Origin of the sequence: Paenibacillus sp. 453mf, from assembly GCF_900116105.1 — a bacterium.
In the GTDB taxonomy this organism is placed as follows: Bacteria; Bacillota; Bacilli; order Paenibacillales; family Paenibacillaceae; genus Paenibacillus; species Paenibacillus provencensis.
Map to the genome: position 1 here is coordinate 1,515,180 of NZ_FPAC01000001.1, position 13,063 is coordinate 1,528,242.

6 protein-coding genes are annotated in these 13,063 nt (G+C 44.6%); 5 read left to right on the forward strand and 1 reads right to left on the reverse strand.

All coding sequences use genetic code 11. From position 1 onward, the window contains the following. Nucleotides 1–71: 71 nt before the first annotated feature. From BM415_RS07235 to BM415_RS07250, 4 genes are all read left to right on the forward strand, one after another. A complete protein-coding gene (locus tag BM415_RS07235; protein WP_244533264.1) occupies nt 72–1,076 on the forward strand; it encodes a glycoside hydrolase family 53 protein in 1,005 nt (334 codons plus the stop codon). 301 nt (nt 1,077–1,377) lie between these two features. Continuing rightward, nucleotides 1,378–1,950, forward strand: coding sequence for an MFS transporter (locus BM415_RS07240; protein WP_244533174.1), 573 nt, complete (start codon nt 1,378–1,380; stop codon nt 1,948–1,950). Beyond that, nucleotides 1,893–2,789, forward strand: coding sequence for an MFS transporter (locus tag BM415_RS07245; RefSeq protein WP_139236964.1), 897 nt, complete (start codon nt 1,893–1,895; stop codon nt 2,787–2,789). Before BM415_RS07240 ends, BM415_RS07245 begins: the two co-directional genes overlap by 58 nt. 962 nt (nt 2,790–3,751) lie before the next feature. Continuing rightward, nucleotides 3,752–9,121, forward strand: coding sequence for a S8 family serine peptidase (locus tag BM415_RS07250; protein ID WP_091159116.1), 5,370 nt, complete (start codon nt 3,752–3,754; stop codon nt 9,119–9,121). 75 nt (nt 9,122–9,196) lie between these two features. Here BM415_RS07250 and BM415_RS07255 read toward each other — a convergent pair whose 3' ends face one another. Next, nucleotides 9,197–9,496 (reverse strand): MGMT family protein, encoded by a 300-nt coding sequence (locus BM415_RS07255; RefSeq protein ID WP_091156207.1) that lies wholly within the window; start codon nt 9,494–9,496, stop codon nt 9,197–9,199. Nucleotides 9,497–9,854: 358 nt separating this feature from the next. Between BM415_RS07255 and BM415_RS07260 the strand changes: the two genes are divergently transcribed. Then, the gene (locus BM415_RS07260; protein ID WP_244533175.1) at nt 9,855–12,968 is read left to right on the forward strand and encodes a pullulanase; all 3,114 of its coding nucleotides are present in this window, start codon (nt 9,855–9,857) and stop codon (nt 12,966–12,968) included. Nucleotides 12,969–13,063 lie beyond the last annotated feature (95 nt).

Sequence of the window (13,063 nt, forward strand, 5' to 3'; positions counted from 1 at the left end):
GAAATGGATATAGGAGGTCTGGTATGAATAAGTTCCGTAAACGATTTGGATTGATATTTCTAAGTCTCTCGATGTTATTGATGCTGCTCGGCCCGTCCGGTGGAGATCACAAGGCGGAGGCAGCACCTGCTTTTGCCAAAGGAGCGGATATCAGCTGGGTAGCAGGGATGGAGGCAGCAGGTTACAAATGGAAGGACAAGAACGGGGTTCAGCGTGACATCCTGCAGATTTTGAAAAATGATTATCAGATGAATTCAGTTCGCTTACGTGTATGGGTGAATCCCAATATGAGTGATTATGCAAACGGATATATGAATGCAGAGAAAGCAGCTGATCTCGCGCTTAGAGCGAAGAATCTGGGAATGAGTGTTATGCTTACCTTACATTATAGTGATTCCTGGGCTGATCCCGGACAGCAAAATAAACCTTATGCTTGGCGAAACTACACTTTTCAGCAGCTCATGGACGCGGTATGGTCCCACACAATTTATGTGATGAATACGATGAAGAACAAAGGGGTTACTCCGGACTGGGTTCAAATCGGCAATGAAACGAATGACGGCATGCTATGGAATGATGGTAAAGCTTCCGTGAACATGAAAAATTACGCGTGGCTTGTAAACACAGGCCATAATGCCGTGAAATCGGTCAGCCCGAATACGAAGACCATTGTACATCTGGCGAACGCTCACGATTATGCCGTGCTTGATTGGAATATCGGGGGACTGGTACAAAACGGGGCCAATTTTGATGTCATCGGTTTGTCACTCTATCCTTCAGCCTCGGATTGGTCTACGAAAGTGAACCAGACAATAACCAATGTGAATCAACTGATTTCCAAGTATGGTAAGGAGATCGTCATCTCTGAGATTGGTATGGATTATAATCAGGCATCGGCAGCCAAGAGCTTTATTACCAAGATCAAAAATGATGTGCGCAATATTTCTGGAGGCAAAGGACTAGGCGTATTCTACTGGGAGCCGCAGGCAACCCCGGGATATAATGGCGGTTATGCAAAAGGTGCTTGGAATGCGGATGGCAAACCAACGATTGCCCTGGAAGGATTTATTAATTAATTGGATTAGAGATAATGGAGCTGGCGTGTATTGTTCAAATACAGACCAGCTCTTTTTGCTTATAAGGAAGAGGAGATCTGTTAAAAATTGCTTGAAAGCTAGAGCTGCTTTGGATAAATAGCTGCGCTACAGTACGAAAATAGTGAAGCTGCAGAAGTTCCATTTATTTTCGCTCCTTTGTCTGTAATAACTACAGCTTAATATACTTGAGTATATAAGGATATGGCTAAATATATATTTTTCTTCCTTCATCTTTAAGAATAAACTGGAGAACAGAGAAGAAGAGGGAGGAAAAATTGGAATGGACGATAAAGTGGTTAGTCCGTCATCTCAACTAGGTGCAGCCGACACTGCTTATAAATTGATTCGAGTTTTGGCATTCACCATGGTGCTGTCCGTCATGAGTGTGACGATGTTTAACATCGCGCTAACTGACATCAGCATTGAATTTTCATTATCTGTAGCCCAGGTAAGCTGGGTCTCAACCGCGTATCTCGTCGTTTATGCGCTCGGAACCCTCACTTACGGGAAACTGGTTAACATGTTTCATCTGAGGCATTTAGTTGTGGTTGGATTGCTCATATTCGCTATGGGATCGTTAGTTGGATTTACAGCGGAGTCTTACTATATGGTTGTACTGGGTAGAATCGTACAGGCGGCGGGTGCTGCTGTAGTGCCGGCCATGAGTACCATCATCCCAGTCAGATACTTCAGTCCGGAGAAAAGAGGGTATGCACTGGGGATTACCTTTACAGGTCTTGCGGTAGGTAATGCAATCGGACCCGTTATCTCAGCAGCAGTTGTCAGCTTTGCCGAATGGAGATGGCTGTTTGCAGTGCCAATACTGACACTTACTACTTTGCCGTTTACTTGAAGTATCTGGGAAGGGACCAATTAAAGAAAGACGACAAGATCGACTACCTTGGGGGCGGCTTGCTAGCTTTATTTGTTATATTGCTTATGATGTCGATAACTCAAGCAAAAATACTGTATTTCGTAGCAGCGGCAGTCCTGTTTATACTATTTATTGTTCGCTCAAGGTTGACTTCAACCCCATTTATACCGCTTCAATTGTTTCATTCGAAAGGGTATGCGATTGGACTCGTTATCCTGGTTCTTGTACAAGGGATCGGTTTCTCGTTCCCATTTCTGACCCCGCTGCTGCTGCAGCAGGTCAATGATCTATCAGCTGGAATTGTCGGATTTATGCTGGTTCCTGCAGCGATCTGCTCTGCATTCCTTGGAAGAAGGATTGGAAAAATAGTCGATGCACATGGTAATCACTTTGTCTATTCGATATCGGCATCTCTCTTGGTCATTACTTTTATGGCGATGTCGATTTGGGCGGGTAGTCATCATTACTGGATTGCTGCAATTCTCATTGTCGGGACTGTAAGCCAGATGAGTCTTCAAATCTCGCTCATCAACAGCGTCTCCCGCTCACTTGCTCCAGAATATACCGGAGTAGGGATGGGTCTTGTTTCGACTCTTAATTTCATGTCGGGCGCAATATCGGCCTCCTTCTACAGTATACTCCTTGATCAAGGAGCAAGGACGGCATGGAATGGTATAAATGCCAACCTGGAAGCATCGGTGTTTAGCAATATGTATTTTGTTTTTGCCGTGATGCATATCTTACTGCTTGTAATATTTCACTACTTGTATAAGGTTCCCGTCCCGAAAGTACAGACAGCAAACAAGCAATCGCATTAATTCGTCAAATTGAAACAATTAGTATTATATTCCTATAAAATCATGGGCTACAAGCAATCAAGCCAGAAATAATCTATCAAACAGGACAAAATACATGCTTTATGAGCATATATAGTATTATTTCGATGATGAAAAACCATGTTCTGTGCGTCAAAACGCAATTATTCAATACAAAATACCTAAATCGTAATAGATCCCAAATCGTTCCTATATACGCCCCTATTTCGATGTCATTATCCAAAAAAAGCGGTCATACCAATGCTTCTAACAACATATTCCACTTTTCACATCAAGAACCGTGTTGATCACGGTTCTTTTTACATTTATAAGAATATTATCGAAAAATGCGGCAGGCATGTAATATGGCGTATCGGTCTTAGTTCTTAATTGACCTATGTAAAATAAGTATTAAGTACCAAATGTAAAAATATGCTAATAAAATGCTTGTAAGAGTCATTTTTTATGATTTATACTCTCTACACAAGTAAAAGTACTTACTTTAAATCTTCAAATTCACCTTTTTGTTAAGTTATAAAATTGATTAAATTTAACAAATCCTCTAAATGTTAATTTCGCATCTCATCAAATTCTCTCAGCAAAATGAAATAGACTAGCCCCCTGAATCTACTCGATTGAATCTTCTTTTTCCCATCTAAGATGCTTAATTCAAGGCACCTTCTTCCGAAGAGATTGTACAAGCATATCTGAACTGACCTAAGCCAATCATTTCATTCTTTGTTTTACCCTTTAAAGGAGGTGGTTGTCAAAATCATATTCTGAATCCTCGTCGTTTGATTTGTCGTGTATTGCTGCTCATGTTCTAAGTTGCTCGACTGTGCTATTTGTTCGCAGTTAGAAAGACAAGTGTTTGGAGGAAATTCAAACGGTTTCTATCTCGATTCTAAAGGAGTGTAGTAGACTTGGTCACAGCGAAAAATACGAAAAAAACCTTCTCATTAAGCATGGCTTTCCTCCTGGCAGTGTCCATCGTAAGTCCGGCTATGGCCGCTCCAACGACCTCGGTTTCCGACAAGATTGATTTGCGTTCAACGGCTCCCGAACTGATCACTGCAAAAGTAGACTCTAAGCTGAACAAGCTGTTTAATGAAGACAAATATGTCACCTATTTGGTTAAGATGTCCGAACAAGCGGATACTGCGCTTGCCTCACAGAAAGCAATGGAGCTAGCTTCCACTCAAAAAGCAACCCCTGCAGCTGCGAAGCTCTCTGCTCGTACCTCAGTAGTGAGCACACTGCGTGAAACGGCAACCCGTACACAAATACCGATTCAAAAATACTTGGATGAACAGAAGGAAGCTGGGGGAGTACAGGAGTATAAGAGCTATTTCATCGTAAATTCCCTGGCGGTAACAAGTACAAAAGAAGTGATGGAGGAGCTAGCCCTTCAGCCTGGCATTGAAAAAATCCTTCCGAACGAAGAACGGTTCCTGCAGGAAGTTACGGTTGATAAGAATGCTTCCACTCCTAAGGCGAGTGATCTAGACAGCGATTCCTCTGCTTCAGCAGCGGACAAGAACAAGAATACAGAACCTTCAGATTATGATCCGGCGAATATAGAATGGAACATTGCCCAAGTTAATGCTCCAGAAGTATGGGAGCAAGGGATTGACGGTTCTGGTATTGTCGTCGCTAATCTGGACACAGGTGTTGATTATACACACCCTGCCCTTGCAAGCAAATGGCGCGGTTTGGATGCAAACGGCAATGTCGTTGATCCAGAGCTAAGCTGGTACGATCCGCACAGTGGTGCCTCACTTCCAGCAGATACAGATGGTCACGGAACTCATACTATGGGAACGATGGTAGGTGCTGAAGAAGATGGTACTAACATTATCGGTGTGGCTCCTGGAGCTAAATGGATGGCGGTAAGGATATTCAATCCTTCCACTACCGATGCCATTATTCTAGATGGTGCTCAGTGGCTGCTAGCACCAGTAGATGAAGAAGGAAATCTTCATCCTGAGCTTGCTCCAGATGTGGTGAACAATTCCTGGGGTGGAGGACCAGGCATTGATGAATGGTTTAGACCTATCGTGCAAGCATGGCGTGATGCACAGATTTTTCCGGAATTCTCTGCGGGTAACACCACACTAACGAACCCTGGTGGACCGGGATCAGTTGCCAATCCGGCGAACTATCCGGAATCCTTCGCCACTGGCGCAACCGATATAAACGGAAATTTGGCTGACTTCTCTCTCCTGGGTCCATCTCCGTATGACGAAATTAAACCTGAAGTCTCTGCTCCAGGTGTGAATATTCGTTCATCGGTACCAGGGGGCAGTTATGAAGGAGGTTGGAATGGAACATCGATGGCAGGGCCCCATACAACTGCAATTGCGGCCATGCTTCTGCAAGCGAACAGCTCTCTCACTGTCGATGATCTGGAATATATTCTGACAGAAACGGCGACGGAAAGAACAGACAGTACCTATCCCGAATCACCTAACAATGGATATGGACACGGTATCGTAAATGCACTTGATGCGGTTGGCTCTGTCCTTCAAGGTGTTGGCTCTGTGTCGGGTCGTGTGACCATTGATGGTGATGATCTGACAGCACCTGAACTGGAATACACGGCAATGGAATCGGTTTACGCTGGACTTGATGCTGCCTTTTCCATTGATGCCAGTGATAATGTATCCATTACCGAGGTAAGTGTTTTCGCAAGAACAGAAGGAATGAGCCGCTATGTATACATACCAGCGGAACTTACTTCCGGTGATGCGCTTGAAGGTACGTACCAAGCCGTCATCCCTGCATCACTAATAGAGGAGCCTGGCCTTGAGTATTACATTCGTGTCAACGACTATGGCAATAATGGTTATAGTACGGAAGTACATTCAGTAGAAGTACTGGAAGGAATTGAGCCAGGGTATACCCAGGATTTCGAACAAGATTATGTCGGTTTCTTACCGGATCTTGAAGATCCGTGGGTCTGGGGAAGTCCTGAAAGCGGTCCTGGAAGTGCCTATTCCGGAGAGAATGTAATAGCGACAAATTTAACGGGTACTTACGCACCCAACTCAAGTACTGCACTTATTGCGCCGCCAATCAATCTAGCAGACGCGCCGGAAGGTGCACTGTTGTCCTTCAAACAATGGTATGACCTTGAAGATGGCAGTGATTTCGGCAGTGTGTACTTAGCGACAGAAGAGAATGACTATGAATTTGAACAGCTGCTAACTGTTACGGGCAGCAGTGAAGATTGGGTAAGTCAGTATATTGATTTGACAGCGTATGCGGGTCAAAAAGTATATCTTGCATTTGTTCTTAGCTCAGACAGTTCAGCCGAAGGAGAAGGCTGGTATATCGACGACTTCTCGCTGCAGCTTCCAGATGAAGTTGCTCCAGCAGCTCCATCCGAGCTGACAGGAACACCTTCTATCCTTGGTGACGTAACGCTTGAGTGGACTGCTCCTGCTGATGAGGATTTGAAGGAATACAATGTATATCGTTCCTTAACATCAGACACGGGTTACGAGCTGATTGGAACGAGTGCAGAAACATCGTATGTTGACAGTATTACAATAGAAGGAAACGCAACTTATTATTACGTTGTAAAAGCTAAAGATTACAGTGGCAACGAGAGTGACGCTTCTAATGAAATTGCTGTAGAGGTTGCCGTACCTGAGACCATCTTCAGTGATTCGTTCGATGGTGATAATGACAATGGTTGGACACACTCGGGAACGAATGATGTATGGGAGCGGGGTGCTCCTGCTGCGCCGGGTCCAGCTTCTGCGGTAACTCCTCCGAATGTTTGGGGAACGGATCTGAACGGAACCTATCTGGTAAGCTCTAATTTCTCTCTGGTATCACCTGTGATCGATTTGACCTCTCAGAGTACGGCTGCACTGACCTTCAATCACTGGTACGAAATCGAAAGAAACTATGATGATGCCTATGTGGAAGTCACCACTAACGGCGGAACTACTTGGACAGAGATTGGCTACTATTCTCATGCAACAGAAGGAAAGCAATGGTCACCTGTATTTATTGATCTGACGAGCTATACAGGCCAAGAAATTCAGGTCCGCTTCAGATTTACGACTGACAGCAGTGTACAAAAAGCCGGATGGTATCTGGATGATTTCCGGGTGCTTGCTGTTTCAGCACCTGAATCTACGGCTAGTGATCAGAAGACGGAGACGGATAAAGCCAAAGTAATAGAGAAGGCACCTGTATTAAGTGACTTTGTGAGCAAGCAAACGATTGCTACGCAAGGTGATTCCGTATCCAAAGACGGGGAAGTCGGACTGTTTAGTCTTCCAGTCTCCGCAACGGTGACGGTTGTTGAAACCGGAAGATCTGTTCGCACGGATGCTTATACAGGCCGCTACAGCTTTAATCATGTAGCCGGCGACTACAATTTGAAGGTTGAGTCTTACGGCTATTATCCACAGACGGTACCTGTAACCATTGAAGATGGCAAGACACGTAATGTTAACTTCCAACTGGATGAAATTCCTCAAGGCACGATTACGGGAACCGTTACAAACGAACGCACGGGAGAACCGATTGCTGATGCGGTAGTTATGGTCATGGAAGACGCGCAGGTATCACCGGTTCGTACTGACGAAAATGGAATCTACACCCTGCAGGTATATGAAGGAACATATACTTTGTCCATCTCTGCACTGGATTACTATAGTGAAACATCTGCAGTAACTGTTCCTGCGAACGATTCTGTCACGCATAATTTTGATATGAAACCGTTCATAGGCTATGCAGGTGAGATCAAATACGATGATGGAACAGCTGAAAATGCTCGTGCATGGAATGCGGCAGGGAATGCGTGGGCTGTGAGAATGACCCCTGAATCCGAAGCCGCACAAGTAACCGGTGCATCCTTCCTCTTCTGGAATACAGAGTGGCCAAATCCAGGTGGTACGGCTTTCAGTTATTCTGTATATGATGCAACCGGGCCTGACGGGGCACCAGGCCGTGAGCTTGCAGGGCCTTTTGACGGCACTGCTCTAAGAAATGATGAATGGACAATAGTGGAATTCCCGGAACCGGTATCGGTTACAGGAGATTTCTACATTGTATACGAGCAGACTGAAGCTAATCCATATTCACCAGGACTTGCTACGGATGAGAGCAGCACGGTTGCTGAACGGGCTTGGCAGCGGATCAGTGGCGCATGGTCAGCCTCACCTGTAGATGAAGGAAACTATATGATTCGGGCGCATGTCCAATATGCGATTGGCGCACCTGTCATCACCTCTCCAGCAGAAGATACCTTCACGAATGAAGAGTCCATTACGATTACGGGTACTTCGAATGCCAATGGATCCACGGTGACTATTTATAATGGGGAAGAAGTAGCTGCAACTGCAACGGTGGAAGAGGGGCAATTTGAAGCAGAGATTGACCTGAATGCGGGAGAGAATGTACTTGTCGCTGAAGCGTTGGTCGGTGATGAAGTAACAGATCCTTCAACTCCAGTTACGGTAACTCTTGATCAAGCTGCACCGGAGCTTATCGTTACTTCTCCTGAGGATGGAGAGACTACGAATGCTGAAGCTTATACCGTTAGAGGTACAGTGAATGATGAATTTCTTGATACCGTTACAGTGAACGGTGAAGCAGCTGAAGTTGCCGAAGATGGAAGCTTCGAGCACCGTCTTCTGATTAATTCAGGTGATAATGTCATTACTGTTATCGCTGCGGATTTGGCGGGCAACACAACAACCATTACTCGTACCGTCACTGTAAACTGGACTGCACCGGTCATTACGAACCTCATGCCAAGCTCTGATCTGCATATAGCTGCAGGAGACCCGGTATATGTATCCTTTGACAGCAGCCCAGGTCTGTCGGCATCGTTCCGTGTCGAACTGCCAGGCAATGCACCGTCAAGCATGAATGAAACTCCGCTCTCTGAGACATCACCTGGTCATTATGAAGGAACATATACAACTTCTGAATCCCTTAGGCTTGAAGGCGGAGTTATTGTAGTGAGAGTATGGGACCCAGCAGGTAACGAGACAGAAGTTACCGCACTCGGCAAAGTATATGTAACGCAGAGTGGGGAAGAGCCTGCTCCACCAAATGTGGCCCCAGTTGCCATCATCCAATCTCCAAACGCAGCTCAGCGCAACAGGGATGTTACATTTGATGCTTCAAATTCATATGACGAGGATGGCAGCATTGTTTCTTATGAATGGAATTTTGGAGATGGAACAACAGGAAGTGGAGTCACCGCCTCACATGCCTATACCAGAAGCGGAAACTATACAGTAGAGTTGACCGTCACAGATGATCAAGGTGCGACGAATACGAAAACATTCGTTATTCGAATTCGCTAAGGTTTAGGACGAACGATTTTTCATCGTGAGAAGAGGAGTACCGGCATATAGTCCGAGTACTCCTCTTCTTCATTTTCACGCCTGATATTTGGATAAATCGATTCGCCGGTCGAGTCCAATCTCTACACCTTCATCTTGCAGCTTCATCTCTTGGATCAATCGGTGCTCGTCCTCAACTATGGCTATTTCTCCGAACTTATTTACGACTCGATGCCAGGGAAGTGCATGCTTCTCACTCATGGAGTGGAGTACCCGGACGACCTGTCTCGCCGCCCGAGGGCTTCCTGCCATGGCCGCGACTTGTCCGTAGGTCATTACCTTTCCCTCTGGGATGGATTGAATGATTCGAATCACTTCTGCGGTAAAGGGCTGCATATGTATAATATCTCCTTATGTTGAAACATTCAAAATTGATTTGATTATATCAAAAATATATCGTTCTTAAGAACTGTTTATCACGGGGGATGGTAATTAGTGGTTGACGATAATTATGAAGCAAATGTAATATATTGATGCAAACGGTTTCATTATATTCAACATAAGGAATATGTTTCTAGCTAATGCCATGAGCAGACAATTAAAAGATTATTTGTGTATAACAGAACGGAGGTGCATAGTTACGCTTTTTCTGAGCATGAAGAAGTATACTGACAAAGCTCAATCATATTCGACTTTTTGTGCAAACGGTTCCAATTCAATGTGTATTTCAATCTATAGAATCGGAGGAATGTTCATGCGTAAGTTTCGTTCTTTTCGAATAGGGATGACGGTGTTCATCGTAATGGTTATGATCTTGACAAGTATATGGATTGTCCCTGCTCAAGCACAGGAGAATCATACCATTCAATCCGTACCGGAGCAGAACTTGAGGATTCATTATGAGGGTGCGGGAGAGAATTTGGGTGTATGGGTATGGGAAGATGTGGAGCTTCCATCAGCAGAGTGGCCTCAAGGCGCCATCCCTTTTACAGCTGAACAGCAGGATTCTTACGGCGCATTCGTAGATATTCCTCTCAAAACCAATGCCAAGAAAGTCGGATTTCTTATCGTAAATCGGACGACTGGAGAGAAGGAAGGGGGAGATAAGCTTCTAGAGCTTAATTCAACAGGTATGAATGAGGTGTGGGTTGAACAAGGATCCGATGAGATTCTGCTGTTTGAACCTGTACCTTTAGCTGATGATGTCGTACGGATCCATTATTCTCGCGCAGATCAAGATTACAATGAATATGGATTATGGTTATGGGAAGATGTGAAATCGCCTTCAACGGATTGGCCCAAGGGTGCGCTCCCTTTTACAAACAAACAGACGGATAAATATGGAGCCTACATTGATGTTCCGCTAAAAGAGGATGCAACTAAGCTCGGATTCCTAATCGTCAATCGCAATAATGGAGAAGAGAAGGATGGTGGGGATAAGAGCTTCAGCCTGCTTCAGCATTATAATCATCTATGGATTAGAGAAGGTGACGATCAGGTCTATGTCTCACCCTATGGTGAGATGGCTACAGGAGTCACGGCTGCCACAGTCACATCAAAGGATCAGATCGAGCTTCGATTTACTCGAACCGAAGGACTTACTCCCGATACGATAAGCAAAGAATTGATCATTGAAGATCAGGACGGTTCGCCAGTTGGGATAAGTGAAGTCAAAATAACGGAGGAGAATACAGCAGTGATTACTGCTGCCTTTGATCTGAACAGACTTCCACTTACAATTACCTATGCAGGTATATCGGTTAAGGCGGAGCTTCATTGGAGTGTCATTGATAAATTATATGCTTATAAGGGTAACGACCTCGGTGCTACATACAGTAAGAAAAAAGTTACCTTCAAGCTATGGGCACCGACTGCAAGCTCGGTAAAGCTAAATGTATATGACAAGAAGGATGCATCTGCTTATATTGGATCCAAAGAGCTGACCCTTAAAGAGCAAGGGGTATGGATGACGGTAGTTCGCCCGGAGGAGCTTGGCGTAAAGGATCTGAATAATTACTTCTACCAATATGAGGTCGTAAACAATGGGATAAGCAGAAAAGTACTTGATCCTTATGCCAAATCGATGGCAGCATTTCAGGTCGATACCTCAGGCGCTGCGGGTCAAGACGGTGATGTCGTTGGCAAAGCAGCCATCGTTGATCTGAACAATACAGATCCTAAGGGTTATAACTATGCCAAGATTGATGGTTATAAGGAGAGGGAGGATGCAATTATATGGGAGCTGCACGTTCGTGATTATACTTCTGATCCTTCCATTCAAGGTGACTTAACATCCAGATGGGGGTCTTACAGCGCATTAGAAGACAAATTGGACTACATGAAATCACTTGGAGTTACTCACGTACAGCTTCTCCCGGTCATGGCTTGGTACTATGGGGATGAGACGAAGATGGGTGATAGAGAACTTGAGTATTCTGCCGGAGGCAATGAATATAACTGGGGATATGATCCACATAATTACTTCTCTCCTGATGGGGCGTATTCCGAGGATGCCACGAATCCAGAGCTTCGGATCAGAGAGCTTAAGAACATGATTGACGCAATTCATGATGCAGGTATGGGCGTAATTCTGGATGTCGTTTATACGCATATGGCGAATGCCGATCTTCTGAATGATATCGTTCCGAATTACTATGCATGGAAGGACAGCAATGGTGCATACGTCGGTGGTTTTGGCAATAACCTGGCTACGAACCATCTTATGGCCGAGAAATTGATGGTCGATTCCGTAAAATACTGGTTTGATGAGTACAAAATTGATGGAATGCGATTCGATATGATGGGTGATGCAACTTCGGATTCCATTCAAAAAGTTTACGATGCAGCTGCCAAGCTGAATCCGAATGCTCTATTCATTGGTGAGGGCTGGAGAACTTTCAGTGGAGCAAATGCAGATCCTGAGCTTGCCGGACTTGGTGCGGATCAGGATTGGATGGACAAGACAGACGATGTGGGTGTATTTTCTGATGAGATTCGAAATGAGTTGAAATCCGGGTTTGGATCTGAAGGAGAGCCCAGATTCCTAACCGGTGGTGCCAGAGATATCAATCTGATCATGAGCAATATTAAAGGGCAGCCGACAAACACGCCGGCGGACGATCCTGGAGATATGGTGCAATATATTGAAGCTCACGATAATCTTCCGCTATATGATGTCATTGCGCAATCGATCAAGAAGGATCCGTCAATACCGGAAAATGATCTCGAAATTCATAAGCGAATCAGGCTTGGGAATCTGATGGTCCTGACTTCTCAGGGAACAGCATTTCTACATGCTGGACAGGAATACGGACGCACGAAGCAGTGGCATGGAGAAGGATTGCCGGAGCAGAAATATCACGCACTGTCAGATGAAACGGGTGAAGTGTTTGGCTATTTTATTCATGATTCTTATGATTCTTCGGATGCGATTAACAAGTTCGATTGGAGTATGGCACTGGACAGTAAGAAGTATCCCGTTAATAGTGTAACTCGTGAATATACGGAGGGTCTCATTCAACTTAGGAAATCGACCAATGCCTTCCGTCTGGGAGATGACGCTTTAGTGAATAAGAACATATCTCTAATTGAGACACCGGAAATGAACAGCGAGGATTTAATCATTGCATACAAGAACAAGTCAACGGATAAGACTGGAACGTACTATGTTTTTGTTAATGCGGATCAAACCACAAGAACGTTTAGTCTGAGCACAGACCTTACGAAAGGAACCGTTGTCGTGGATCAGGATGAAGCTGGAGTTAAGGCGGTTTCTGACAAATCAGGGTTTAAGCTGACCAAGACCTCCATTACGCTTGAGCCGCTGACAGCTGTTGTTATTAAAATGAAAGAAAAATCTAGAGACTAACCCATAGTCAAATCAGTATCTTTCTATAAAATTCTAGTAGCTCTAAGAAACTCTCCTTAATTTAAAGGGAGAGTTTTCTATTTATCAGAATAATT